Genomic DNA, 24,293 nt, shown 5'->3' with positions numbered 1-24,293 from the left:
GTTTTTCAAGATTCAATGATTTTTTTATGTCAATTTTCAGGATGTTCATTTTTTAAATGCACTACAACTTGTTTATAGGCGTTATTGAATACCTTATAATAAACTTATTTGGTCGGATAACGATGGTTTTTCGTTTTTATTTCCATTCCTATAAATTCTAAAATTCAATATCGCTCCGATAAATATAATCACTTTTTATAGATTGTCGAAAGGGTTTTTTATTTCACTTAAACTAGTTGATGAAACATGTGTGTAAATCATCGTTGTTTTTGGGCTATTATGTCCTAATAATTCTTGTATATATCTAATATCCGTACCACTTTCTAATAAATGTGTCGCAAAACTATGTCGTAACGTATGTAGCGTGGCGTACTTTCTTATTTCAGCCTTTCGGAGCGCTTTTTTTAAAACTTGTCTGGCGCTTACTTGCGTATACGCTTCGCCCAAGCGACCTTCAAATAAAAAATATTTAGGTTTGTAACTGCTCTTGTATGTCTCTAACAAAGGCACTAAAGTAGGAGCGAGCAAGGTGTATCTGTCTTTTCTTCCTTTGGCACTTTTTACATGTATCATTCCTCTTTCAATATCAATATCATTTGGCTTTAAGCTCAAAGCTTCTCCAATTCTCAAACCAGCCGAATATATTAAACTTAACAACAATCGGTGTTTAAGGTTAGTTACAGCATCTAAGAGCGCTTTCACCTCAGATTTGCTTAGTACGTTTGGTAATTTTTTATCTTTTTGTGGTCTTTTAATTTCAAAATCCTCAATGACAACACCTTTAAATTCGAGATATTTTTTAATACCACTAATGCATTGATTTTGGTAGGATACAGATTTATTTGTAATAAAAATAAAATCGTAATTAAACTGTTCTATACTTTTTGAAGTTATTGAGTCTATGTTTTTATTTTGAAGGTATCTAAGAAACAGTCTAGTAACTTCGGCATAAGTATTTACTGTATTTTGGCTAAACCGCTTCTGTTGAAGCCACTTATAAAATCCTGAAATTTCGGTCTTTTTATCTTCGTTTAACGCAGGCAATTCAAAATTTGGAATGTATGTAACCTCTTTTTTTGGCTCGTAGTCACTTTTTTTAAAAGCCTCATAATCTACAAAATAACCTTCAAATCTAAGGTGCGTAAAAAGTTGATGTATAACACCTTCATAAAAAGGAATATACAGCGTTTTGTTAGCATAACTTTCCTTAATGCCCGTAAATGTTTTAATGTAATTTCTTACTTCTAAATTTTCTTTAAAAGAAATTACTACATAAGTTATACCTCTGTGTGTAACAGGTTCTAATGTAATTTGAATTGTCTGTTTCATAATATATAATTCAAAAATAGAAGTAAAAGATTTTGTAGTGGTAATATATTCGAATATCTTACGTATAATATACATTTAAGTTTGAACTATGCGATTATATAAAGAATGCCTCAGTTGCGGAAAGGAGTTAATTGGAAGGATTGATAAAAAATATTGCGATCCTCAATGCAAAAGTGCACACCAGTACGAAAGAGAAAAAAAACAACCCGAAAGATTTTACAATAAAGTAGACAATCAGTTGAGACTAAACCGAAGAATATTAAAACAATATAATAAAGCCGGAAAAGCAACAGTTAGGTCTAAAATTCTCAAAAAAGAAGGTTTTAATCCAAATTTCTTTACCCATTATTGGAAAAACAAAAAAGGAGACGTTTATCTTTTTGTGTATGAGTTTGGGTTTTTAAAGACTACAGAACGTAATATTGAAAAGTACGTTCTTATTAATTGGCAAGATTATATGACCACTAACAACTAATTCCTAAAGCTTAATTTAAAAACAAATTAAATGAGCTTTTAAAAGAAGAATTGTTTTTTTGAGATTTTATTCTGAAATGAATAGTCCTTCGTGTTCCAAATCGTGTTCATTTTGAAAACCTAAGGTAATTAAATCATAAATAGTATCCATAAAAAAAGGTTTAGCGCGAACTAAACCTTTGGTTTTGAATTATTTAAGATTTGTAGCGAGAACGAGAATTGAACTCGTGACCTCCGGGTTATGAATCCGACGCTCTAACCAACTGAGCTACCTCGCCATTTGAGCGTGCAAATATAAAAACATTTATCTCTATGACAAACATAACACCGCAAAAAATATTTTTGTCTTTATATTTTAAACTACCATAATTATATATATATTGAGCAAATAATAGAAATCATTTATGGACGATAAAATTAAATACGAACTCGAGTTTCCAATCCACGCATCTCCTTCGTTATTATACCAATATATTTCAACACCATCAGGCATGTCAGAGTGGTATGCAGACAACGTAAATAGTAGAGGAGAACTCTTTACTTTTATTTGGGATGGCAGCGAAGAACAAGCAAAACTATTAAACAAAAAAAGTGGTGAGCGCGTAAAATTTCGTTGGTTAGAAGATGAAGAAGACGGTAGCTCTTGTTATTTTGAAATCCGAATCCAGGTAGATGAAATCACAAAAGACGTATCTTTAATGATTACAGATTTTGCCGAAGAAGATGAAGTAGAAGAATCTAAAATGCTTTGGGAAAATATGATAGGTAGCTTAAAGCAAGTTTTAGGTTCTGCTTAATAAAAATCACTTACAAATAGTATCTTTGTCCCGATTTAATCGGGATTTTTTTTATGATAAATTTTAATGGAAATATCGTTGAAGCCGACGTTGCAAGAGTATCTTTAAACAATAGAGGTTATAAATATGGAGATGCTTTGTTTGAAACCATGCGTGTTGTTAATGGCAAAATTCTATTTCTTGAAGACCATTATTTTAGATTAATGGCATCTATGCGTATTCTCCGTATGGAAATTCCTATGAATTATACTATGGAATTTTTTGAAGATGAAATTCTAAAAACGATAAAAGTCAATACAAATCTTAATAATTCGGCACGTGTAAGATTAAATGTCGATAGAGGTGAAGGCGGAAAGTATTTGCCTAAGGAAACATCGGTTCCTCAATTTAATATAGTAGCAGAACCACTAGAACATTTAATATACCAAGTTCATCCGTTTGAAAATTATAAAGTCGATTTATATAAAGACTTCTATTTAGCACCTGGATTATTGTCTGGACTAAAATCTACAAACAAAGCATTGCAAGTCATTGGTAGCATATATGCTAAAGAAAATGACTTTAACAACTGTTTAGTGCTTAATACAAATAAAAGTATAGTTGAGGCTTTAAATGGCAATTTGTTTTTAGTTAAGGGTGAATCTATTAAAACACCACCGTTAGAAGATGGTTGTTTAAAGGGTGTAATGCGAAAACAAATTTTAAGTCTATTACAAAACAATCCAAATTACACAATTGAAGAAGCCTCAATTTCGCCATTTGAACTGCAAAAAGCGGACGAATTATTTATAACAAACACCATTGTGGGTATTCAATCTATTGGTAGTTACCGTAAAAAGAAATACATAAACGATACCGCAAAAGCAATACTAAATAGTTTGAATGTAAAAATTAGGCTTGGTTAGTTATAACTAGGATTTTCTGGCGCATTTGACCAAATAGAGTATTCGCCACCCATTTCTAGCATTTTTTCTTTCCAAAATTCGGTAGAGCATTTTGATATAATTTTATTGCTATAGGTGTTTTTGCTAACAACCCAAGCTTGTGAGTCTAACTCATCAAACAATTGTTGTTCCGCCCAACCAGAGTAGCCGAGAAAAAACTTAATATCATCACAGCCAATTTTATTTGTATTTATGAGCTCTAAAACGGTTTCAAAATCTCCGCCCCAATAAATACCTTCAGATATTTCAATACTGTTAGGTATTAATTCTGGAGACTTGTGTATAAAATATAAATTGTCTTGTTCCACTGGTCCGCCGTTGTAAATAGGATACTCAGAATCGGTACCTTCTATAACGTCTTTAAGGCTGTAATCTAATTTTTTATTGAGTATAAAACCGACAGAACCCAAATCGTTATGGTCCGCCAAAAGCACCACAGCTCTATTAAAAGAGATATCTCCAATAATAGATGGTTCTGCTATAAGTAAACTTCCTTTTTCTGGCTTTTTCACAATAAATATTGAGTTTCTCTACTTAAATATAATGTTTTTTTGATAATCAATACAAAAGAGCTTTAATTAATCAACAAAAAAAGCCTGCTTTTGCAAGCAGGCTTTTAATATTGTAATTAAACTAAGCTTAGTTTACAGCGTCGCTTAAGTCAGAACCTGCCTTAAACTTTACTACATTTTTAGCTTTAATTTTAATAGTTTTTCCTGTTTGAGGATTTCTTCCGTCTCTTGCAGCTCTACGAGTAACTGACCAAGAACCAAAACCTACTAATGATACACGGTTACCTTTTTGTAAAGCTCCTTCGATATCAATTAATAATCCGTCTAATGCTTTTTTTGCGGCAGCTTTTGTGATACCTGCATTTTCAGCCATGCTGTTTACTAAATCTGTTTTGTTCATAAATTGAAAAATTTTTAAGTTATTAAATGAATGGACTTCAACATAAATGTTAAAACCAGTAACAAATTTATATGTATTAGCGTGCTATGCAAGTAAAACCCTAGTAAATACGCGGTTTTGTTAATAACTTAGCGCATTTGTTAATAAAGGAGTGCATTTTATCGATGTTTTCACAAACCTAGTGGCAATAAGGCTTTAGAGCAGTTTTGCATTATTTTCAAAATTATAACCATTCAAAAGTGATTTTGCATCCATTTTTCGCTTATTAGGAAGTTGTAATTCTTCTATAATAATAAATCCATTTTTACAGGCTACTTTTATTTCTTTATCTATAATTTTTAATGCACCATTTTCAAGATTATGCAATTCTTTAGATTTTGATACGTCGTATAATTTTACAGACAGATTTTCGTCATCACCATTGTTAAGATAACACCACGCTGTCGGAAATGGGTTTAATCCACGTATTTTATTATATATGGTGTCTAAATTCTCGTTCCAGTCAATTTTACAATTGTCTCTGTTAAGTTTGTATGCTGTTTTTAAATCTTCAGAAGTTGGTTGAATTTTGGTTTCAACGCTATCTTCTTTAATCTGTTGTATAGTTTTTACAACTAAATCACTTCCCAAATGCATTAATTTATCATGAAGCTCGCCAACCGTTTCATTTTTACCAATTTTTGTTTCTTCTTTCAAAATTATGGCTCCGGTATCAATTTTTTCGTCAATAAAGAAAGTAGTTACGCCAGTTTTTTCTTCACCATTAATAATCGCCCAATGTATTGGAGCTGCTCCGCGATAATTTGGTAGCAGCGATGCATGAAGGTTAAAAGTGCCATACTCGGGCATTTGCCAAACTACTTTTGGTAACATTCTAAAAGCGACAACGATTTGAAGATTTGCATTAAGTGATTTTAATTCTTCTACAAAAATTTCCGATTTTAAATTTGTAGGTTGTAGTACTTTTAAATTATGTTCTAATGCGAATTCTTTTACTGCTGAAGATTTCAACTTTCGACCGCGACCAGCAGGTTTGTCAGGCGCTGTTATAACGCCAACAACTTTATACTTTTGTTCTAAGATGGTTTTTAAAATATGTACTGCAAAATCGGGCGTGCCCATAAAAACAATGCGTATGTCTCTTTTTTCTGTCATTTGAGTTGATATGTATTTTTATCTGTAATTGTAATTTTTCCTTGTTCTAATAGTAAGGAAATATTTTGTAATAACTCGGATTGCGAAAGCTGTAAGGCGTCCAATAAGTCTCTTGACGATTTTTCGCCATGAGATAAAATTTCTAATATTTTGGTTTTAATGGTATTTGAGTTTAATTCTAAAACCTTTGTATTATTTAAACAAACCGAACATTTGCCACAAGGTTGAGTTTCTGTTTCATCAAAATACTCTAATAATTGAATATGTTTACAAACCGAATCATTTTTTGTGTATTTTATTACTGAAGCTATCTGACTTTGTTTTAGTGCGTTTTGCTGTTCAATTACTGGTATAATTGGGTTAATGGTCAATTCGTCTTCTCGCGGTTTTATAAATGTAATTTCAGAATCTGTATTGGCAATTTTAAGTTCTATGATATGGTGCGCTTCTAAATCTTTTAAAACCGCAAATAATTGTTGGGTTTGTACGCTAGCTTTTGATGCTACTAAATCTACATTAATCTTGGTCGGAAAGTCTAAAATTCCGCCATAAGTACGTAATAACGCTTTTATAATGGTGTTTTGACTTTTGTTGTTTTCGAGATACTTAAATATCTGAGTATTACTTACCAAAAATTGCACCGTAGTTTTATAATTAAATTGCTGATTAAGCGCAATTATACTGTTGCTGTCTAAAATTCTAAGCGCATTAAAGGTTAGACTAGTTTTTAATTGATATGTGTGGCAAAACGTCTTAAAATTTAATTGATGCACAGTATTTTGACCTTCACCGTAAGAAATCTGAAAATAACTACACAATTTTTTATACACAAATTTTACAGCATCAACCGATGGTAAGGCACTTAAAAATTGACCTTTTAATTTAGATTCATCTACATTTTTTTTCAGAATAACAGCAACGGCATCTTTTCCATTTCGGCCAGCACGACCGGCTTCTTGGTAATAACTTTCTAAACTTTCGGGTAAATTGTAATGAATAATACTTTTTACATCTGCTTTATCAATACCCATACCAAAAGCCGTCGTGGCAACCATAATTGGTTTTTGATTATTTGTCCAAAGGTTTAGGCGTTTGTTTTTTTCAGCCGTGTTTAATCCGCCATGATAAAATGTGGCTTCAAACCCTTGAGAAATTAAGAAATCACTAATGTTAATGGTTGATTTTCTGCTTCTAACATAAATGATGGAAGCACCTTCATTTTGTTTCAAAATATTTAGCAAATGGTAATTTTTGTCTTCGGTATTTATAACCTGATAACTAATATTTTCGCGTTTAAATGAGGCTTTAAAAATCTTAGAATCTATAAAATCTAAAGATTTTAAAATATCACTAACCACTTTAGATTTAGCAGTTGCGGTCAATGCAATGCAGTTAACACTAGGTTGTAATTCTCTAAGCGTTGCTATATTGTTGTATGCTGGCCTAAAATCGTTTCCCCATTGACTGATACAATGCGCTTCATCAACGGCAATAAGATTAACATTCATTTGCTGAATGCGCTCTTGGACTAATGATTGTTGAAGTCGTTCTGGTGATAGATACAAAAACTTATAGTTGCCGTATATACAATTGTCTAATTGTGTATCGATATCTTTATAAGACGTGCCAGACGAAATAACCATGGCTTTTATACCTTTTTGTTTTAAGGTATTTACTTGGTCTTGCATTAGCGCCACTAAGGGCGATATAACGATGCAAATGCCAGGTTGTATCAATGCTGGAATTTGGAAGCATATAGATTTTCCGCCACCAGTTGGTAGTAGAGCAAAGGTGTCGTTATTGTTGAGCACGGCATCAATAATTTCGGCTTGCAAAGGTCTAAATGATGTGTGCTGCCAATACCGTTCTAATACTTCAATTGGGTGCATATTACAAATCTAAAGTCTGTAATATAAAGTTAACTCTTTCTTGTACAGTCCCAAGAGGAACCTCTAATAATTTATATCCAAATCTTTTGTAGGTTTCGCTCAAGTGATTATGGATAATTTCAGACTGACTAAAATTCTCGTAACGTTCACTGTCAGAGGTGAAAATATCTTCCCAAGGTGGCAAAATAAAGACGCTATCGTAATTATGGTTTTTGCAAGCTTCTATAAATTCTTCAGGATATGAATCGCCGATATAATCCATATATGCTAACACATCAGGTATGCCACGGTCAAGAAATACAATCGCTTTATCTTCATTAGTAGCATCAATAAATTGTTGTATTCTGCCTTCGAGTAGTTTTTGGCTAAAGAGTAGAGGTTTGGTTAAAAATAACTGTTCTATGCCTTGTTGTCTAGCCTCGAGTGTCACTTGTCTAGAAATTTCATCATAACAGGTGTAGCCTTTCTCTAAAAGTAAGCTAATAATTGAGGTTTTTCCTGTTCCTGGACCACCAGTAATGGCTATTTTTTTTGGCTTCAAATTAAAAATGAGTTTGGCACAAATTTCGTAATTAAATAGGAAAGAGAAAGTATAAACTTAAATGTATCTTTGCATTTCAAATTTTCATTATGAATTCATCAGAAAAATCAGAAGCATTTTATAAAAAATTAAAAACGCAATTACAGGACACGACCTTGTGGCCTGCGGAATATTTGTATAAATTTATTGTGCCTACAACACCTTCTCAAGTAATAGAAATAGGTGATATTTTTAATAATTTGGGTGCTGTTATAAATACCAAAGAATCTAAAAACGGAAAATACACAAGCGTCTCTGTAAACGTAAAGATGAAAAACCCTGACGCAGTGATAGCTAAGTATAAAGAAGTGGCACAAAAAATAGAAAACGTAATTTCTTTATAATTTTGGTAAACGCCATATAATTTTTGTACTTTGCAGCAGAACCAGAAACTTCAGGTTCAGATATTATTTACTACACATTTTTACAATTTTGATAGACGATTTAGAATACAACACGGAGCGTGAACATTTAATAATTCCAGAATATGGACGTCATCTTCAGAAGATGATAAACTACGCTAAGTCCAGAGAAACAAAGGAAGAACGTAATAAATTTGCAAAATCCATTATTAACGTAATGGGTAATTTGCAACCACATTTACGCGATGTTCCAGATTTTCAGCATAAGCTTTGGGACCAACTTTTTATAATGGCAGATTTTGACATTGACGTTGATTCTCCATACGAAAAACCAGAGCGCGAAGTCATTCAGGCTAGACCAGAACCTTTAAAATACCCACAGAATTTCCCAAAATATCGTTTTTACGGAAACAATATTAAAACAATGATTGATGTGGCTATTACTTGGGAAGACGGTGAAATGAAAGAAGCATTGACCTACACCATTGCCAATCACATGAAAAAGTGTTTTCTTAATTGGAACAAAGATACGGTTGAAGACGATGTTATTTATAGTCATTTATACGAGCTGTCTGATGGTAAAATAAACCTAAAAAATAGCGACGAAGAGCTTAGTGATGCTAATAGTTTATTGCGTACCAAATCTAAGTATGGTAATAAGAGCAATAACAACAATAACAAAAAGAATAATAACAAGAAAAAATATTCCAACAACAGAAAACGTTACTAAGACGTATGGGTACATTTAAAATAGAAGGCGGACACCAACTAAAAGGAAATATAACTCCGCAAGGCGCTAAAAACGAAGCATTACAAATTTTGTGTGCTGTATTATTAACTCCCGAAAAAATTACGATTAGTAACATACCGGATATTGTAGATGTTAATAAGCTAATAACTTTATTAGGTAATTTGGGTGTTGAAATCGAAAAATTAGATGCTAACACATACACATTTAAAGCCGAAAATGTTAACCTTGAGTATTTAGAGTCTGAAGCTTTTAAAGTTGAAGGTCGTGGTTTGCGTGGTTCTATAATGATTGTTGGCCCAATGTTAGCTCGTTTTGGTAAAGGATATATTCCTAAGCCTGGTGGCGATAAAATTGGTCGTCGTCGATTAGATACTCATTTTGAAGGATTTATAAAACTAGGTGCTAAGTTTAGATACAATCGTGAAGATTATTTCTATGGAGTTGAAGCAGAAGAGTTAAAAGGCACTTACATGCTTTTAGATGAAGCTTCTGTAACAGGAACAGCTAATATAGTAATGGCAGCTGTTTTAGCCAAAGGCACAACTACTATTTACAATGCCGCTTGCGAACCCTATTTACAACAACTTTGTAAAATGCTAAATCGCATGGGTGCAAAAATATCTGGTGTTGGCTCTAACTTATTGACCATTGAAGGTGTTGAAAGTCTTGGTGGAACAGAGCACAGAATGCTTCCTGATATGATTGAAATAGGAAGTTGGATAGGACTTGCAGCAATGACTAAAAGCGAACTGACAATTAAAAATGTTAGTTGGGACGATTTGGGAGTTATACCTAATGTATTCCGAAAAATAGGAATTACAATTGAGCGTAAAGGTGATGATATATACATACCTGCACATACCGATGGCTACGAAATACAAAGTTATATAGATGGTTCTATTTTAACCATAGCTGATGCGCCATGGCCTGGATTTACACCAGATTTATTAAGTATTATTCTTACAGTGCTTACTCAAGCAAGAGGAAGTGCAGTTGTGCACCAAAAAATGTTTGAAAGTCGTTTATTCTTTGTAGATAAGTTAATAGACATGGGCGCAAAAATTATTTTATGCGATCCGCACAGAGCAACGATTATTGGTCACGATTTTAAATCTCAATTAAAAGCTTCAACCATGACGTCTCCAGATATTAGAGCTGGTGTTTCCTTGTTAATCGCCGCATTATCTGCAAAAGGCACATCGACCATCCATAATATTGAACAAATTGATCGTGGTTACGAAAATATAGATACACGATTGAGAGCTATTGGTGCTCAAATTGAGCGTATTGAAGGAAACTAAGAATTTCTTTCTTGAAAAAAGCTTCAAATGAAAATTTGAAGCTTTTTTTATTTTAAACCATTATCTAATTGTTACCCAGGACAGAAGTTTTGTTCACTCGCTATTTTAAAATCTTTAACTTCGATTAAGCAACTGATTAGTTATGAGATATATAGGTTGTTAGCTACAGTGTTTATTCACAATGTTTAATCCCGAATGACTTTTCTGTCTCTTAAGTTATATGTATCTCCACTTTTCAAAAAATAGAATAATTGGTTTTTATTTGGAAGTTTTTTTTGAGTTTCCTTATCGAATGGATTACGTTCAATGGACCAGAATGATTTGTCATAAATAATAACATAACTTTCTCCAATAACTTCTAGAATATCTCCTTTGACCACAATAGCTGTACTCTCGTCAATTCCGATACCCAAAAGTTCAGGTTTTTTCTCTAGGATTGTAAACATATCAAACTGTCTATTTCGGGTTAACACGTGTTGGTCAATAGCAATATTTGAGATAAATCCGAATCCAATTTCATGGTCTCCCATCATTATTTGATTGTTTTTTGTATCTCCTCTTGCCAAATAAGAACCTTGTATTGTTGCGCCTGCTGAAGAACCTGCAATTACGCCACCTCTGTCCAATAATTTTAATAGTTCCTTGTGTACTTTGGTATTTAAATAACTATCTGCAATTCTCCAATGTCTACCACCTGTAAAATAAATTCCTGTAGCTTCTTTAATCGGTTTCACAAATTTATCTGTATTTGCCTCGATGGAATCATTGGTATGCAAAATAGTAATATGAGGAATCCCATATTCCCTGAAATTTCTTTTTAATAGCAACGTATCAATCTCATTGTTCTTAACAAACGCTGTTGGTATAACCACTATTTTCGCAGAATCTCCACCAGCCAGTTTCTTAAATTCTTTCATAATAGTAGTGTGTCCAATATCTCCACCACCAATTGCTATAAGCGTCCCATTTTTGTTTCCCGTAGTTACTTTATTTTGTTGTGCTATACTTACAATAGAAAAGAGTAGTGTGATAAAAAGTACGAATGCTATTTTCAATGGTTGTGGTTTTTAATTGTTCTACGTGAGTCTTTAGGTCATTGTAGCTAACGGTTTTGTGTATGGCTCGTAGCGTGTAAATTAGCGATTATTTTCGTATTAAGCACAAGCCAGATTTTTAAATTTTACTATTTATCTTTTTATTGGAAATCGTCAAATTTAAAAATTTGGCGGACTTGCAAATTATGCCCTAACTTTGAATTAATCAACTAATTAGCTATGAGCTATATACGTTGTTACCTGCAGGCTTTTCTTCAGTTTATTATACGCTTTAATTCTAATGGTAAGAAAATCTCTTTGTCATTTTCTTCCAATTTTTCTCCAATTTCGCATTCAATATCAATCATATATGCTGTATCTGGAAATCTAAATGCTATACGTCCTTCTTTTTTACGTTTTAATAAAGATTCGAATGCCTCATCAGGAATTTTGCCTTTAAATTGACGAAAAACATCTAAATGAAAATCAAACGTAGCTACATAAGTTTCATTTTCTAACGTAGCTCCTCCAACATTTATGGTAAACATATCGTTGTCAAGTTGAGTTATGTTAGTAACTGGTATTTGTGGAAAAATCAAAATTGTATTTCGGTCAAATCCAAGTCTTTTCAAATGTAGCCCTAAATCTTTTTTGTATTCAAGGCTGTTTGTTGAAAAGACATTATCAGGTGATAAAATAGCTTTTAAATTTTCCCAATATAATGGTAATGCTTGCATTTGAAAATGTAAAATCGGTTCGAAATTATCTACGCTATACAGAACAAATTCTTTTCCGTTACAAAGCGAGAAAAACCTTGCTCTAACTTCTGGATGAATAGCATAAGAATATGCTTGTTCAACATTTTTCGATTTTATGATTGATTCCGATGGTGACTTTGCATCTAAAATCCAACTTGGTTTTTCATTAACCTCAAAAAGATAATCTGGAATAATATAAATTTTCTTTTTCTGTGAGCCAATAGCAACAAATGGATGTATTAAATTTCTACTCCGAATAATTTGATTCGGTTTGTTTGGAGTATATCCTAAACCTTTAATAATTGGCAGAACTATTTCTTCTCGAACAGAGTCTTCTTTAAATTCAGGATTTTCCAACAGTCGATAATCGAAATGTTCTAAAATATTTTTAATTTTCTGACTGTTCATTATTTAGTTCCGATGTTTTTTCAGCTTGCAGGTAACTAATTATATATTCACTTTTATTAACTATATTCAATCTAATTATCAAGATATGTAGAGTTTTAGGTAATCTATAACAGCGTAAATATAAAAATTAACTTTAGCATTCTATAAAAATAAAAAGCCCTGAAAATCAGAGCTTTTTAAATTGTTTTTAGAAATGGTTATTCTGTCTAAGACACATGTGTCTTTAATTTGTAACGTATGTATTTTAATTTTATTGTAAATATTTTAAAATTTTTATTAAAAATTTAGATAAACATTGTTTTTTTAACAGAATTATTAGCTCACTGCAGCTTTGTAAACTTCTAAGCAACGTTCGCGCGCTTCCTTGTGGTCAACCATTTTTTCTGGGTATTTATCGGTGTCATATTCTTCAACCCATTGTTTAATATATTTTTTGTTTTTATCAAACTTATCTATTTGCGTAGTCGGATTAAAAATTCTAAAATATGGTGCTGCATCTACGCCTGAGCCAGCAACCCATTGCCAATTGCCAACGTTGCTAGACATTTCGTAATCGTGAAGTTTTTCAGCAAAATAAGATTCGCCCCAACGCCAGTCTATAAGTAAGTGTTTGCATAAAAAGCTACCAACCAACATGCGGACACGATTGTGCATAAAGCCTGTTTTGTTGAGCTGGCGCATGCCTGCATCTACCAATGGGTAACCTGTTTTACCTTCGCACCATTTTTTAAATTCATCTTCGTTGTTTCGCCACTCAATTCGGTCGTATTTAGATTTAAAGGCATTGTCCTTAGTTTCTGGGTAGTGCCATAAAATTTGCATAAAAAACTCGCGCCAAATTAATTCTTTTAAAAAGGTGTTATTGCTTTCTGCAATGGCTTTTTTAACCATTTTGCGTACGCTTACGGTTCCAAAGCGTAAATGTGGTCCGAGTCGTGATGTATTGTCTTTTGCTGGAAAATTTCGGGTTTCTTCGTATTCTTGTATTAAGGTTGGTGTCAACTCATAATCTTTAATTTCCTGCGACGAGGTTTTAAAACCCATATCTGATAAACTTAAATTTGGTAATCGCGAATTTTCTACCAAATTATCTAAATACGAGTTTGTGTAATGTATTTTAAGTTTATCTTCATCGAACTGGTCTAACCATACCTTTGAGTATGGCGTATACACCACATATGGGTCGCCATCTTTTTTTACGACTTCGTCTTTTTCAAAAATAACTTGGTCTTTAAAAGTTTTAAATTCGATATTATTTTCTTCTAAAAGTGTTTTTACGGCTTCGTCTCTTTCTTTAGCATAAGGCTCATAATCTCTATTGGTAAAAACTTTATCAATTTTATAATCATTAATTAAGTCTTTGTAAATGCTCTCAGGGTTGCCATAATACATAGCAATACTGCTATTATGCTCATCTTGCAACGTTTTACGCATTTTTTGGAGCGTATTGTATATAAAGGTTACACGCGCATCATCTTCTGGTAGTTTGTCTAGAATTTCTTTATCAAATATAAATATGGGAAGTACAGGATTGTCGTCTTTCAGAGCTTCACAAAAGCCAATATTATCGTCTAAACGCAAATCACGTCTAAACCAAAATATATTAATAGGTTGTTTCATGTTAGTTTATTTTAATTGGTTTCGTCGTAAGTGCCAAAAATCTTAGTCATCTGTTCTTTTCTAAAATTAAAAATAGATTCTAATTTTGGTTTTACTAAAAAAGGGTGCACAAGCTGACCTATAAATCCCAATGGCACTTTATAATCTATAATATCTTCCATTTCTACACCACCAAGAATTTCGCGCACAAAATGTTTGTGATGCCAAAACGCGTAAGGTCCATAAAGCTGTACATCTACAAAATAATTTTTATCTACGTATTGCGTTATTTCACTTACCCATTTGGTTTTAAAACCAGGCAACGGCGTAACGCTATATTGCAATACTTGTCCGGCATACATTGGTCTATCTGCACCAGAAATAATTGTCATTTTCATATCTGGTGGAGTCAATTTTTCAAGATTTGCCGGATTGCATAAAAACTCCCAAGCTTCTTCTAATGAAATAGGTAATTTTTGAATGCTCTGTTTTCTATAAATTTTCATACTAATTATATAAGACAATGTAAGCGTTTAGTGAAGTTGCAATGCACAACCAAATTATATAAGGAAGTAAAAGGTATTTAGCTACCTTTAAACGCTCGTTTCTAAATGTGAGAAAAAAGTATAATAGAAGAAGTGTTAACAGCGAAATGACCACTAATGCAATTAGTGTATAGTGTAAATTGAAGAAAAACCAATTCCAACTTACATTTAAAACAAATTGAATAATAAAAAGTGAAATAATAAAAGGCGACTTTCTTAAATGAAATAACTCAGCCAAATACCAAGAAAAGCATAGCATTATCAGCGTCCATGCTGCCCCAAACACCCAACCTTGTGGTTCCCATGGAGCTCTATTTAAGTTTAAATACCAATCTGAACCTGGACCATCGCCCATAAAAAGCATGCCTAACCCAAGTCCACCAAAGTTTATTATTAAAAATATTATGAAGTAATAAATCTTTTTCAAGACTTTGATTTTATGGCTTCAATTCGTTTAGAAATTTCTTCTGCTTCAGCATATTTCTTGTCACTTTCGGCACGATTTGTTGTAGAAAGTCGATGCCAATCAGCCATTAACTTTTCGTATTTTTTCTGAAGTTTTTCTAATTCTGAAGTTTTTTTGAAAAGTCCGAACATAATTAATCTAAATATGAAGTTATTCTTTTATTATTTGGTTTTGTAATAGAGTAGAAGTAATCCAAAAATTCTCCTTCTTTATCAACTAAATATTTCTGGAAATTCCATTTAACTTTAGTTGTTTTCTTACCGTTAACAGCTTTTGTAGTAAGCCATCTATAAAGTGGATGTTGGTTAACACCAGAAACATCAATTTTTTCAGTCATTAGAAATGATACGCCATAATTAACTTGACAAAATTCTGAAATTTCATCTGCATTTCCTGGTTCTTGATTACCGAACTGATTACAAGGAACGCCAATGACCACTAAGTTATCTTTATAATCTTGACTCAATTTTTCGAGTTGTCGGTATTGAGGTGTAAATCCACATTTTGAAGCGACATTAACAAACAAAATGTATTTGCCTTTAAACGCTGATAAATCAATAGGCTTACCTTGAAGATTATTAATTTTAATTTCGTAAATCGATTCTTTTGCTTTCTGCACAACATCATCGTCAGAAACCGTTATTGTGCCAATAAATGTTTTTAAAGGATTCATGATATTTAATTTATTGGCAATTGTTGCCGTTATATTTTTAAACTTGTTATTCCGCAATCCATTTTAAAAACCTGACCTGATAATGATGCAGCTTTTTCTGATAACAAAAATGTCGCCATATCCGCTACCTCTTGTGGTTGAAGGTATTTTTTAAGTGGATGACGTTCTTTCATATTGTCAATCATTCGGTCATTCCTTAACAGTTTAGAGGCCAAATCTGTATCTGTAACAGTAGGCGCAATTGCATTCACTCTTACTGTAGGTGCCAATTCTGCCGCAATAGATTTCATAAATCCTTCAACGGCAGATTTAGAAGCTGCGACCGAGGCATGAAAAGGCATCCCTAAATCTGATGCTACAGTGCTAAAAAGTACTATTGCTGGATTTTTTCCTTCTTTCAAAATTGGTAAATATTGTTGTACCGCTTTAACTGCACCAATCACATTAATTTCAAAATCTTCTCTAAAATCCTCGACTTTAAGTCTATTTACGGGTTTAAGATTAATGCTTCCTGGACAATATACTAAGCCATCTGCTCCAGAAATTTGGGGGAACTCATCAGAAAGCACATCACAATTGTGATGCGTGAGATTCTCATGAGAAATCTCTGGAGCGGAGCGGCTTAGATTAATAACTTCGTGGTTTTCTAAAAGGTTATCTACAATAGCACTACCAATGCCTTTGCTACCTCCAATTACTATATATTTACCCATTATGCTGCGGTTAACGGACGTCCTTTGAGACGTTTTTCAATTTTCTGCTTAATCACAGTAATTCGTTTCATTAAGTCCATTAATTTTTGGTCTTTTTTCTTTTTATATACTTCATTTACTGCTAGAATTATCTCCTTCGCTTCTCTTGCTGCTACAATTCTGTCACTTGTGGTTTTGAATGAAAACTTTCTGTTTTCGAATTCAATGGCTCTTTTAATTGCATCCATAGTTTTAATTGTTTATATAATTTTGAAGTTCATTTATTTTCTCTGCAGTGTTAAATTTTCCACCATAGTAAGTTGTCACAGTTGCAGACGTATTATCCTTAACGCCTCTTGATGAAACACATAAATGTTTTGCATCTATTATAACGGCTACATCTTCCGTCTCTAAAACTGTTTTTAATTCGTTTGCTATCTGTTGCGTTAAACGTTCTTGTACTTGTGGACGCTTTGCATAGTATTGCACAATTCTATTTAATTTAGAAAGTCCAATAACTTTACCAGATGAGATGTAAGCTACATGAGCTTTGCCTGTAATTGGAACAAAATGATGCTCGCAGTTAGAATAAAATGTAATATCCTTTTCAACCAACATTTGGTTATACTGATATTTATTATCAAACAAAGCCACTTTAGGTTTGTTTTTTGGGTCTAATCCCGAAAATATCTCTTCAATATACATTTTAGCGACTCTGTCTGGTGTGCCTTGAAGCGAATCGTCTGTTAAATCAAGTCCAAGTACGTCCATTATTTCAGTGAATAATATCGCAATGCGTTTTTTCTTTTCCTCATTTGACATTTCGAACGCGTTCTCTTTCATCGGCGTGTCGAGTGAAGTAAATAAATGGTCGTCTCCTATGTCATCGATATTAATACCGTTTAAACTGTGACCATTTTTTGAATTAGGAATTGTTTTGGTTTCCATTGTAATCTTTTTTATGTGCTGTCTTTAAGTACTCCAAGCTTAAATCAAAGCACGATTTATCTTTTTGATATAGAGTTATTTGAGATTGCTCTCTGACGACTGCATTTAAATCTGCCTTCATCGAAATTTCTTTTTTTCTGATGTTTTGTAGAACGTCCTTGTACACGTTCTCTCCACATCCTGAAGCTACTTGGCTTCATTTCTCGACGCATAATGTCGATGACCTCTTGTTCTTTTAACCCAAACTGAAATTGAATAGCGTCGAAGGTTGTTCGGTCTTCCCATGCCATTTCAATAATACGGTCAATTTCTCTGTCTGTGAATTCTTTCATGAATTTGGCATTGCGTATTGTTGGTCGTATTTTATTTTTTCATTCATTAATTTTTGAAAAAAACCTTTATTTTCTTTAAAGGATTTACTATCAATAAAATGAATAAATTTTCCTTGTGCATGAATACTAGAACCATTGGTTTTGTAAATTACCAATTGGTAAAAAGGTATAATCCAAGTAAAGTTTTTTAAACCTTGGGTAATACGCACTAAAATACCTTTAGGTCGTAATTCAATACTTGCATAGTTGATGTCCGAGACTCGGTTCATTAAGTTTTTCATGTTGGGACTAACATCGCCAACAATCATGCGTTTAGAGCCTACACCATTCATCTTCAATTTTTGTACCAAAGAATACTGGTCACCTACAATGTCAGCAATTATCTGCTTGTGTTTTGGATTATGATGTGTTGTATTTATTATCATCGTAATCAAATATACAAAATGTTTAACTTATTTTAATTATAGTTAAACAAAAATTAACAGAGAATTATGAAGGCTTAATTTATCGAGATAAAATAAATTATTCAGAACGCAATAAGCGATTTCTATTCTTTAAAGTATGTCGTTTTAATATTCTAAAACTTTCACGAACAACCTCTGGATCTTTTTTCATATTCCAAAGAATATCGCTTGCCCGTTTTCTATTTTCTTCAACGTTAACGATTGGTTTAGGGTAATCTCTTCCCAATTCAAAATCGTATAAAGCAGATTCTAAAGATGTCATTAAATAAGGTTCATGAACAAAAGGTGTATCTAAATTTGCTAATTCTGGCACCCATTTTCTTATAAATTGAGCATCTGGGTCATGCTTTAAACTATTTTTTGTAGGGTTATAAATGCGAAGTGTATTTATACCTGTTTCACCAGCAGCCATTTGCAATTGCGGAAAATGAATACCTGGCTCAAAATCTAAAAAATGTTGCGATAAATGTGCAGATGCATCTTGCCATGGTTGCCACAAAATGTGGGTAAAAAAAGATGCCAACATGGCACGCATTCTAAAATTGATGTAACCAGTTTCTACCAAACAACGCATGCTTGCGTCTACTAATGGAAAACCTGTTTGTCCTTCTCGCCATGCTTTTTGGTAATCGTCAGATACTTTTTTCTTTAATTTTCTGAAGCCTTTATTTACGCTAGCATTTTCCATGGTGTGTTCCATTTCAAACTTTTGCACAAAATGGGTTTGCCACATTAATCGAGATAAAAAGCCTCCGATGTGACGTTTATCTTCCGATTGTAACTTTATGCGTTGCGCCTCTTTAAATATTTGCCTAATAGAAACGTTTCCCCAAGCTATATAAGGCGAGAGTCGACTGCAACTTTTACGAGATGCTTCAGGCTGTGAAATATGAAACATATAGTTTTCATGACGTTTTTTAAAAAACGAGTTTGCATATTTCCATGCTGTTGTACTTCCACCTTTTTGAAAAGGCGCATCTTCTGGAGTGTTTAAGTTGGTTACTATGACATTTTTTTCTAGTGTTTCAATGTCTTCAAGTTTTAAGAATTGGTCTTCCTTAGGTTTAAAATCTTTTAAATCAGCTTGCATATATGCTTCGCAATTTTCCATCCAATCGTCCCGATTTAGTAAACCACGAGCAATGCCGTTATTTTTGCTTTCTTCCCATTTAATTAAATTATTTCTGCTGTAACGCTTAAACTCTTTGTCTCTATTGTAAGTAATTAGAATACCGGTTTCAACATGCGAAAAAACGGTGTCTATTTTATAAAATTCTTGAATATGATTAAAAGCGCTCACCACATCTGAGGTGACGCTCATCACTTTTGTATTATATGGTTTTAAACGCTCATTTAAATCTCTGATGGATTCTTTAATAAAGTTGAAATGCCTTTCGCTGTAATGAACATCATTAAGCAAAATATGCTCAAAAACGTATAAAATTAAAAACCGTTTATCGGAATTGATTGCATTATATAATGCCTCATTATCCTCTAAGCGCAAGTCGCGTTTTAGCCAAACGACATTAATATGTTCTTTTGGGTTAGGCATTATCTAATGATTTAAAGAACGATTCTGCAGCATCAAAATGGCTTTCTAGTTTCTTTTTATCCATACGGTCTAAATTACCTAAGAGCATTCCTAGTCTTGGATTGCCAGAAAAGAAATCACGGTGTTTGTCCATAAACGTCCAAAACAATCCATCCCATGTATCTTGCCAGTCGCCTTTTCCGTAATTACTCATTTTTAAAATGTAATTGCTACTACTTATATACGGTTTTGTGCTCATTAATCCGCCGTCTGCATACAAACTCATACCATAAATATTTGGTACCATTACCCAATCGTATGCGTCTATAAATAATTCCATAAACCACTGATAGACTTCATCTGGGTCAAATTCGCACAGTACCATAAAGTTTCCTAAAATCATCAACCGCTCAATATGATGTGCATAAGCGGTTTTATTTACTTTTTTTATGACATCATCAATTGGTGGAATTCCTGTTGAACCGTCATAAAACGACTTTGGAATTTTTCTAGAAAACCCCCAAAAATTTTTGGTACGTTCTTCAGTGCCCTTGGCTTCGTAAACACCTCTAATAAATTCGCGCCAGCCTATGATTTGGCGCACAAAACCTTCAGTAGAATTGATAGGCACATCATTTTTATTAGCATAATCAATGGCTTTTTCAATAACATTCATTGGTTCTAAAAGTCCAATGTTAATAAGTGGTGAAAGTAAACTGTGATTTAAGAAATGTTCTTCTTTAACAATGGCATCTTCATAAGGCCCAAATTCATGAAAACGATATTCAAAAAATTGGTTAAGCCAAGCTTCTGCAGTTTCAAAATCTATTGGATAGACTATAAAGTAATTAAGCTCTCCATAGTTGTTTTTAAAATTCTCCTTTACATAACTTTCGGCTTCATTATGATATTTAGATGTATCAGGAAAATGAAGACTTGGTGGTGTTTTGTCCTTTGGATATTTTTTTCGATTTTCAGAATCGTATGTCCAGTCACCACCTTCAGGTTCATCGTCACCAACGATAAGTAAATTTAGTCGTTTGCGCTCATTTTTATAAAAAGAAGTTTGAAAAAACTTCTTTTTTGATGGTTTAAAAAATGATTTTAAATCTTCGGGAGTATTTATAAATAAAGGATTATTGTAAAATTTAATTTCTAAATTATCTGAGGATTGATTTATATGTTTTTCTAGCCAATTATCTGTAGGGTTTAGGATATGAACAGTCTCAACGCCTTCTTTTTTTAAGTGTGGAAGTAACTCTCTAATGTCACTTAATTTATCAGTAGCATCTACATAATTAACCGTTTTGTCTTTTGACTCAAGATACTTTGCGTACGCTTTCATACTTGCCCGGTGAAAAGCAATTTTTTGTTTATGAAATTTATATTGGTTAAAGAATAAATATTCTTCAACCAAATACACGGTATCGACTTTGTCTAAAACCTCTGTAGTTTTAAAAAGTTGATTAGGAAATATAATTTGTAGTTCTTTAGGCATAATTAAAATAGCGTTTTTTGCAACCAGAGATTTCTAAACTTTCCGTTTTCGTCGTAACGCTCTGCTTGTAATTCTACATTAAATTTTCTATCTCTTGGGTCGTTACCAACGCCAGCGACATACATCCAATTGCCGTAGTTGCTGTGAACATCATAGTCGAGTAGTAGCGACTCAAAATATGCGGCACCAATGCGCCAATCTAATTCTAATTCTTTAGCAAAGTATGATGCAACGTTTTGTCTTCCACGGTTGCTCATCCATCCGGTTTCTTTAATTTCAATCATATTAGCATTAACAAAGTCAGACTTGGTCTCGCCATTTATCCAAGCTTCTATTTTGTTTTTGTTGGTAGACCATTGGTAATTTTTGCCCAAAATACCCTCAAGCTGAAAAATTTTATTGTCATGTTTTAGTGAGACGTATTTAAAATAATCTCTCCAAATTAATTCAAAAATGAGCCAATAGGTTGACTGGTTGCTGAAGTGTTTAGATTCAAAATCTTTAACTTTCCAATAAATAGTTCGTGCAGAAATACTTCCGTTTGCTAACCAAGCCGAAAATTTTGAACTATAATCAACACCTACCAATCCATTTCTTGTTTTTTTGTAAACGCCAAGTTTTTTGGTTTCAAAGAAATAATGTTTTAGTCTTTTAAGAGCTTCAGTTTCTCCACCTTTAAACGGAAATGCTGTATTTCGATGCGTTTCAAACTCAGAAAAACCTAATTCTTGTAATGTTGGTATTTTGGTATGGTTTTCAATTTGATTTGATTCTGAAAGTGGTTTAATTGAAACTTCCTTTCTAATATCAACGTATTTTTCAAGTTTTTTCCTAAACACGGTGAAGACTTGTGGCGTATTTTTTATTTCAAAATTTATGTCTTCAGGATGATATAAAAACTGATTAAAAAAAGTATTGAATGTTATGTCATTATCAAGCTTTGATTTTACTGCATTTTCAATATCAACCTCTTCTTTTGTCCATTCTTTTTGAAGAAAGATTTTATCAATATTATGAGTCTTAACAACATTTGGTACAGTTTGCTCTGGCAAATCAAAATACACCAATAACTCTATTTTTAAAGGTTTAAGATTGTTCTTTAAATTTTCTATGGTTTCAATTAAAAATTTGGCTCTATATTTTTCAGTTTTTATAAACCCAAATTCACTTTGCGTAAATTGTCTAGGGTCAAAACAGTATAGACCTATAACTTTTTCTGAGTTTTGCACGGCCTTTTGAAGCACAACATTATCTGAAACTCTTAAATCATTTCTAAACCAAACTAAGCTTGTTTTTTGCATCTTTCGCTACAGTATTTTACGTTTTCCCAATCGCGTTCCCATTTTTTTCGCCATGTGAAAGGTTTGTCGCAAACAGGACAAACTTTTGTGGGTAAATTTTCTTTTTTTACTCCTTTAGGCATATTATTCTTTTTCAATTAAGGCATTTATCATCCCTTTAAAAACAAAGGCATGAAATGGAAATACAGACCACCAATATAATCTGCCCCAAATGCCTTTTGGTCTAAAAACTGCTGTCTGGTATAATATGTCCTTTTCAATTTTAAATTCTAACCATGCTTCTCCTGGAAGTCGCATTTCAGCAAATAGAAGTAGTCGTTTTTCGTCTTTGTCAGCAAATAGAACACGCCAAAAATCTAATGGATCTCCGGGTTCTAAATAGTTGTCATGGGTACGGCCGCGACGTAAACCAACGCCACCAAAAAGCTTGTCTAAATATCCACGAAGTTTCCATAAGCGATTAAAACTATACCAGCCGTTACGACCGCCAATAGACCATATTTTATCTATTGTAAATTGCTCATCTATAACTTTTCTAGAACGTTTGTCTTTAAAACAGCCATATTGTGGCAGCTCAATATGTTTGGAAAGTTGACTGCGAAAAAGCCCACTACTTACAGCATCTTTCCAACTTGAAACTACAGCATTTTGTTCTATTTTTTGAAATGCTAATTCGACCGCTTTTTTATACGTAACTGGTGTAATATTTATGTAATTATCAATATCACTCTTTTTCCCGATGACTTCTACCGTCATGCTATCCACAAGAGCTTGTGCCAAATGAAAAGACGTCGAGGTCACAAAATACAACCAGTACGATGAAAGCTTTGGCGATAAAACGGGTAGTGTTACAATTTTTCGTTTTAAACCTCGTACTTCTGCAAATTGAAGTAGCATTTGTTTGTAAGTTAAAACCTCTGGTCCATAAATGTCATAGGATTTGTTGTATAAATTTTCATTACCTAAAGCTTGTGATAAATACCCTAAAACATCTCTTATGGCAATTGGTTGTGTCTTTGTCTTAAGCCATCTCGGTGTAATCATAAATGGTAGCTTTTCTACAATATCTCTTATAATTTCAAAAGATGCGCTACCGCTTCCAACAATAATTCCTGCTCTAAATGTGGTTAAAGCGTAGCGTTTAGATTTTAAAGTTTTTTCTACTTTGTATCTCGATTTTAAATGTTTAGATAGCGATTTGTCATTAACAATACCACTTAAGTACAATACTTGCTTACAATTGGTTTTTTCTACTAATGCTTTAAAGTTTTTAGCGCAACGCTTTTCTAAAGTATCAAAATCGCTACCTGCTTTAGACATCGAATGAATGAGATAGTAAGCGGCATCAATATCAGATGGAATTTCTGCCAACTCAGGCTCTAAAAAGTCAACTTTTATAAATGTACAACTCGGATGTTCTTCAATTTCGTCAGGTATTCTGTTTAAATCTCTTACGCAACAAACAAGTTCATGATTTTCTTCTAACAGCACAAGCGCCAAACGTTTGGCGATATATCCTGTGGTTCCTGTTAAAAGTATTTTCATTTTGT

29 protein-coding genes and 1 tRNA gene are annotated in these 24,293 nt (G+C 32.9%); 6 read left to right on the top strand and 24 right to left on the bottom strand.

Going from position 1 to position 24,293, the window contains the following annotated elements; genetic code table 11:
- Positions 1–195: 195 nt before the first annotated feature.
- A complete protein-coding gene (locus tag ACFQ1Q_RS14110) occupies positions 196–1,329 on the bottom strand; it encodes a tyrosine-type recombinase/integrase (protein WP_386132876.1) in 1,134 nt (377 codons plus the stop codon).
- A gap of 88 nt (positions 1,330–1,417) precedes the next feature.
- Here ACFQ1Q_RS14110 and ACFQ1Q_RS14105 point away from each other — a divergent pair, with 88 nt between their 5' ends.
- Positions 1,418–1,804: a hypothetical protein gene (locus ACFQ1Q_RS14105; protein ID WP_386132874.1), complete on the top strand. Its 387-nt coding sequence runs from the start codon at positions 1,418–1,420 to the stop codon at positions 1,802–1,804.
- Positions 1,805–2,007: 203 nt separating this feature from the next.
- Here ACFQ1Q_RS14105 and ACFQ1Q_RS14100 read toward each other — a convergent pair.
- Positions 2,008–2,081, bottom strand: a tRNA-Met gene (locus tag ACFQ1Q_RS14100).
- 126 nt (positions 2,082–2,207) lie between these two features.
- Between ACFQ1Q_RS14100 and ACFQ1Q_RS14095 the strand changes: the two genes are divergently transcribed.
- Both ACFQ1Q_RS14095 and ACFQ1Q_RS14090 read left to right on the top strand, forming a co-directional pair.
- Positions 2,208–2,600 (top strand): START-like domain-containing protein, encoded by a 393-nt coding sequence (locus ACFQ1Q_RS14095; RefSeq protein WP_386132871.1) that lies wholly within the window; start codon positions 2,208–2,210, stop codon positions 2,598–2,600.
- A gap of 53 nt (positions 2,601–2,653) precedes the next feature.
- Complete coding sequence (locus ACFQ1Q_RS14090) at positions 2,654–3,505, top strand: aminotransferase class IV (protein WP_386132868.1); 852 nt, start codon at positions 2,654–2,656, stop codon at positions 3,503–3,505.
- Here ACFQ1Q_RS14090 and ACFQ1Q_RS14085 read toward each other — a convergent pair.
- The 5 genes from ACFQ1Q_RS14085 to ACFQ1Q_RS14065 form a co-directional block, all read right to left on the bottom strand.
- Positions 3,502–4,056, bottom strand: coding sequence for a YqgE/AlgH family protein (locus ACFQ1Q_RS14085; protein ID WP_386132865.1), 555 nt, complete (start codon positions 4,054–4,056; stop codon positions 3,502–3,504). The genes ACFQ1Q_RS14090 and ACFQ1Q_RS14085 overlap by 4 nt on opposite strands.
- A gap of 127 nt (positions 4,057–4,183) precedes the next feature.
- The gene (locus ACFQ1Q_RS14080) at positions 4,184–4,456 is read right to left on the bottom strand and encodes an HU family DNA-binding protein (RefSeq protein WP_296345964.1); all 273 of its coding nucleotides are present in this window, start codon (positions 4,454–4,456) and stop codon (positions 4,184–4,186) included.
- 195 nt (positions 4,457–4,651) lie between these two features.
- Positions 4,652–5,611 carry a methionyl-tRNA formyltransferase gene (gene fmt, locus ACFQ1Q_RS14075; RefSeq protein ID WP_386132862.1) on the bottom strand — a complete coding sequence of 320 codons (960 nt, stop codon included), beginning with the start codon at positions 5,609–5,611 and terminating at the stop codon, positions 4,652–4,654.
- The gene (locus tag ACFQ1Q_RS14070) at positions 5,608–7,500 is read right to left on the bottom strand and encodes a RecQ family ATP-dependent DNA helicase (RefSeq protein ID WP_386132860.1); all 1,893 of its coding nucleotides are present in this window, start codon (positions 7,498–7,500) and stop codon (positions 5,608–5,610) included. Before ACFQ1Q_RS14070 ends, fmt begins: the two co-directional genes overlap by 4 nt.
- A 1-nt stretch (position 7,501) precedes the next feature.
- On the bottom strand, positions 7,502–8,041 hold the full coding sequence (locus ACFQ1Q_RS14065) for an AAA family ATPase (protein ID WP_386132857.1): 540 nt from the start codon (positions 8,039–8,041) through the stop codon (positions 7,502–7,504).
- Positions 8,042–8,130: 89 nt separating this feature from the next.
- Between ACFQ1Q_RS14065 and ACFQ1Q_RS14060 the strand changes: the two genes are divergently transcribed.
- The 3 genes from ACFQ1Q_RS14060 to murA all read left to right on the top strand — a co-directional run bounded on the left by ACFQ1Q_RS14060 (position 8,131) and on the right by murA (position 10,494).
- Positions 8,131–8,424 (top strand): DUF493 family protein, encoded by a 294-nt coding sequence (locus ACFQ1Q_RS14060; protein ID WP_386132855.1) that lies wholly within the window; start codon positions 8,131–8,133, stop codon positions 8,422–8,424.
- Between the two features lie 88 nt (positions 8,425–8,512).
- The gene (locus ACFQ1Q_RS14055; protein WP_386132852.1) at positions 8,513–9,172 is read left to right on the top strand and encodes a DUF4290 domain-containing protein; all 660 of its coding nucleotides are present in this window, start codon (positions 8,513–8,515) and stop codon (positions 9,170–9,172) included.
- A gap of 5 nt (positions 9,173–9,177) precedes the next feature.
- Positions 9,178–10,494: a UDP-N-acetylglucosamine 1-carboxyvinyltransferase gene (gene murA / locus ACFQ1Q_RS14050; RefSeq protein WP_386132849.1), complete on the top strand. Its 1,317-nt coding sequence runs from the start codon at positions 9,178–9,180 to the stop codon at positions 10,492–10,494.
- Positions 10,495–10,679: 185 nt separating this feature from the next.
- On the opposite strand, the gene ACFQ1Q_RS14045 is transcribed toward murA, so the two are convergent.
- The 17 genes from ACFQ1Q_RS14045 to ACFQ1Q_RS13965 form a co-directional block, all read right to left on the bottom strand.
- Positions 10,680–11,549 (bottom strand): cyanophycinase, encoded by an 870-nt coding sequence (locus ACFQ1Q_RS14045; RefSeq protein ID WP_386132845.1) that lies wholly within the window; start codon positions 11,547–11,549, stop codon positions 10,680–10,682.
- Positions 11,550–11,803: 254 nt separating this feature from the next.
- Positions 11,804–12,694 (bottom strand): restriction endonuclease, encoded by an 891-nt coding sequence (locus ACFQ1Q_RS14040; protein ID WP_386132843.1) that lies wholly within the window; start codon positions 12,692–12,694, stop codon positions 11,804–11,806.
- Positions 12,695–13,009: 315 nt separating this feature from the next.
- Positions 13,010–14,314 (bottom strand): cryptochrome/photolyase family protein, encoded by a 1,305-nt coding sequence (locus tag ACFQ1Q_RS14035; protein ID WP_386132840.1) that lies wholly within the window; start codon positions 14,312–14,314, stop codon positions 13,010–13,012.
- 11 nt (positions 14,315–14,325) lie between these two features.
- Complete coding sequence (locus tag ACFQ1Q_RS14030; protein ID WP_386132837.1) at positions 14,326–14,799, bottom strand: SRPBCC family protein; 474 nt, start codon at positions 14,797–14,799, stop codon at positions 14,326–14,328.
- A 1-nt stretch (position 14,800) separates the two neighbouring features.
- Complete coding sequence (locus ACFQ1Q_RS14025; RefSeq protein WP_386132834.1) at positions 14,801–15,265, bottom strand: TspO/MBR family protein; 465 nt, start codon at positions 15,263–15,265, stop codon at positions 14,801–14,803.
- Positions 15,262–15,435, bottom strand: coding sequence for a Lacal_2735 family protein (locus ACFQ1Q_RS14020; protein ID WP_386132831.1), 174 nt, complete (start codon positions 15,433–15,435; stop codon positions 15,262–15,264). Before ACFQ1Q_RS14020 ends, ACFQ1Q_RS14025 begins: the two co-directional genes overlap by 4 nt.
- Before the next feature lie 2 nt (positions 15,436–15,437).
- Positions 15,438–15,977, bottom strand: a complete 540-nt coding sequence (locus tag ACFQ1Q_RS14015; RefSeq protein ID WP_386132829.1) for a glutathione peroxidase — start codon at positions 15,975–15,977, stop codon at positions 15,438–15,440.
- Between the two features lie 29 nt (positions 15,978–16,006).
- Positions 16,007–16,690, bottom strand: a complete 684-nt coding sequence (locus tag ACFQ1Q_RS14010; RefSeq protein ID WP_386132827.1) for an SDR family NAD(P)-dependent oxidoreductase — start codon at positions 16,688–16,690, stop codon at positions 16,007–16,009.
- Entirely contained in the window at positions 16,690–16,917 is a 228-nt protein-coding gene (locus ACFQ1Q_RS14005; RefSeq protein ID WP_386132824.1) for a hypothetical protein, read from the bottom strand. The genes ACFQ1Q_RS14010 and ACFQ1Q_RS14005 overlap by 1 nt, the downstream gene beginning before the upstream one ends.
- 4 nt (positions 16,918–16,921) lie before the next feature.
- Positions 16,922–17,617, bottom strand: a complete 696-nt coding sequence (gene folE / locus ACFQ1Q_RS14000; RefSeq protein WP_386132821.1) for a GTP cyclohydrolase I FolE — start codon at positions 17,615–17,617, stop codon at positions 16,922–16,924.
- A 56-nt stretch (positions 17,618–17,673) separates the two neighbouring features.
- A complete protein-coding gene (locus ACFQ1Q_RS13995; protein ID WP_386132818.1) occupies positions 17,674–17,949 on the bottom strand; it encodes a TIGR03643 family protein in 276 nt (91 codons plus the stop codon).
- The gene (locus ACFQ1Q_RS13990) at positions 17,946–18,374 is read right to left on the bottom strand and encodes a hypothetical protein (protein WP_386132816.1); all 429 of its coding nucleotides are present in this window, start codon (positions 18,372–18,374) and stop codon (positions 17,946–17,948) included. Before ACFQ1Q_RS13990 ends, ACFQ1Q_RS13995 begins: the two co-directional genes overlap by 4 nt.
- 97 nt (positions 18,375–18,471) lie before the next feature.
- Positions 18,472–19,965: a cryptochrome/deoxyribodipyrimidine photo-lyase family protein gene (locus ACFQ1Q_RS13985; protein WP_386132813.1), complete on the bottom strand. Its 1,494-nt coding sequence runs from the start codon at positions 19,963–19,965 to the stop codon at positions 18,472–18,474.
- On the bottom strand, positions 19,958–21,442 hold the full coding sequence (locus tag ACFQ1Q_RS13980) for a cryptochrome/photolyase family protein (protein ID WP_386132810.1): 1,485 nt from the start codon (positions 21,440–21,442) through the stop codon (positions 19,958–19,960). Before ACFQ1Q_RS13980 ends, ACFQ1Q_RS13985 begins: the two co-directional genes overlap by 8 nt.
- Positions 21,443–21,444: 2 nt before the next feature.
- Positions 21,445–22,743, bottom strand: coding sequence for a DASH family cryptochrome (locus ACFQ1Q_RS13975; RefSeq protein WP_386132807.1), 1,299 nt, complete (start codon positions 22,741–22,743; stop codon positions 21,445–21,447).
- The gene (locus ACFQ1Q_RS13970) at positions 22,725–22,865 is read right to left on the bottom strand and encodes a DUF2256 domain-containing protein (protein WP_386132805.1); all 141 of its coding nucleotides are present in this window, start codon (positions 22,863–22,865) and stop codon (positions 22,725–22,727) included. Before ACFQ1Q_RS13970 ends, ACFQ1Q_RS13975 begins: the two co-directional genes overlap by 19 nt.
- A 1-nt stretch (position 22,866) precedes the next feature.
- Positions 22,867–24,288 carry an SDR family oxidoreductase gene (locus tag ACFQ1Q_RS13965; RefSeq protein WP_386132802.1) on the bottom strand — a complete coding sequence of 474 codons (1,422 nt, stop codon included), beginning with the start codon at positions 24,286–24,288 and terminating at the stop codon, positions 22,867–22,869.
- Positions 24,289–24,293: the final 5 nt, after the last annotated feature.

Source organism: Winogradskyella litorisediminis (assembly GCF_042675765.1).
Classification (GTDB): domain Bacteria; phylum Bacteroidota; class Bacteroidia; order Flavobacteriales; family Flavobacteriaceae; genus Winogradskyella; species Winogradskyella litorisediminis.
Note: the sequence above shows the minus strand (reverse complement) of the source record. Positions and strands in the feature narration are given on the sequence as shown.

What these genes read in the sequence shown, in the direction of transcription:
- murA (WP_386132849.1), top strand. Translation starts at nt 9,178, where the DNA reads ATGGGTACATTTAAAATAGAAGGCGGACACCAACTAAAAGGAAATATA.
- ACFQ1Q_RS13975 (WP_386132807.1), bottom strand. Translation starts at nt 22,743, where the DNA reads ATGCAAAAAACAAGCTTAGTTTGGTTTAGAAATGATTTAAGAGTTTCA.
- ACFQ1Q_RS14080 (WP_296345964.1), bottom strand. Translation starts at nt 4,456, where the DNA reads ATGAACAAAACAGATTTAGTAAACAGCATGGCTGAAAATGCAGGTATC.
- ACFQ1Q_RS14020 (WP_386132831.1), bottom strand. Translation starts at nt 15,435, where the DNA reads ATGTTCGGACTTTTCAAAAAAACTTCAGAATTAGAAAAACTTCAGAAA.
- ACFQ1Q_RS14060 (WP_386132855.1), top strand. Translation starts at nt 8,131, where the DNA reads ATGAATTCATCAGAAAAATCAGAAGCATTTTATAAAAAATTAAAAACG.
- ACFQ1Q_RS13995 (WP_386132818.1), bottom strand. Translation starts at nt 17,949, where the DNA reads ATGAAAGAATTCACAGACAGAGAAATTGACCGTATTATTGAAATGGCA.
- ACFQ1Q_RS14090 (WP_386132868.1), top strand. Translation starts at nt 2,654, where the DNA reads ATGATAAATTTTAATGGAAATATCGTTGAAGCCGACGTTGCAAGAGTA.
- ACFQ1Q_RS14030 (WP_386132837.1), bottom strand. Translation starts at nt 14,799, where the DNA reads ATGAAAATTTATAGAAAACAGAGCATTCAAAAATTACCTATTTCATTA.
- ACFQ1Q_RS14105 (WP_386132874.1), top strand. Translation starts at nt 1,418, where the DNA reads ATGCGATTATATAAAGAATGCCTCAGTTGCGGAAAGGAGTTAATTGGA.
- ACFQ1Q_RS13965 (WP_386132802.1), bottom strand. Translation starts at nt 24,288, where the DNA reads ATGAAAATACTTTTAACAGGAACCACAGGATATATCGCCAAACGTTTG.
- fmt (WP_386132862.1), bottom strand. Translation starts at nt 5,611, where the DNA reads ATGACAGAAAAAAGAGACATACGCATTGTTTTTATGGGCACGCCCGAT.
- ACFQ1Q_RS13970 (WP_386132805.1), bottom strand. Translation starts at nt 22,865, where the DNA reads ATGCCTAAAGGAGTAAAAAAAGAAAATTTACCCACAAAAGTTTGTCCT.
- ACFQ1Q_RS13985 (WP_386132813.1), bottom strand. Translation starts at nt 19,965, where the DNA reads ATGCCTAACCCAAAAGAACATATTAATGTCGTTTGGCTAAAACGCGAC.
- ACFQ1Q_RS14095 (WP_386132871.1), top strand. Translation starts at nt 2,208, where the DNA reads ATGGACGATAAAATTAAATACGAACTCGAGTTTCCAATCCACGCATCT.
- ACFQ1Q_RS13980 (WP_386132810.1), bottom strand. Translation starts at nt 21,442, where the DNA reads ATGCCTAAAGAACTACAAATTATATTTCCTAATCAACTTTTTAAAACT.
- ACFQ1Q_RS13990 (WP_386132816.1), bottom strand. Translation starts at nt 18,374, where the DNA reads ATGATAATAAATACAACACATCATAATCCAAAACACAAGCAGATAATT.
- ACFQ1Q_RS14005 (WP_386132824.1), bottom strand. Translation starts at nt 16,917, where the DNA reads ATGGATGCAATTAAAAGAGCCATTGAATTCGAAAACAGAAAGTTTTCA.
- ACFQ1Q_RS14015 (WP_386132829.1), bottom strand. Translation starts at nt 15,977, where the DNA reads ATGAATCCTTTAAAAACATTTATTGGCACAATAACGGTTTCTGACGAT.
- folE (WP_386132821.1), bottom strand. Translation starts at nt 17,617, where the DNA reads ATGGAAACCAAAACAATTCCTAATTCAAAAAATGGTCACAGTTTAAAC.
- ACFQ1Q_RS14110 (WP_386132876.1), bottom strand. Translation starts at nt 1,329, where the DNA reads ATGAAACAGACAATTCAAATTACATTAGAACCTGTTACACACAGAGGT.
- ACFQ1Q_RS14040 (WP_386132843.1), bottom strand. Translation starts at nt 12,694, where the DNA reads ATGAACAGTCAGAAAATTAAAAATATTTTAGAACATTTCGATTATCGA.
- ACFQ1Q_RS14035 (WP_386132840.1), bottom strand. Translation starts at nt 14,314, where the DNA reads ATGAAACAACCTATTAATATATTTTGGTTTAGACGTGATTTGCGTTTA.
- ACFQ1Q_RS14010 (WP_386132827.1), bottom strand. Translation starts at nt 16,690, where the DNA reads ATGGGTAAATATATAGTAATTGGAGGTAGCAAAGGCATTGGTAGTGCT.
- ACFQ1Q_RS14070 (WP_386132860.1), bottom strand. Translation starts at nt 7,500, where the DNA reads ATGCACCCAATTGAAGTATTAGAACGGTATTGGCAGCACACATCATTT.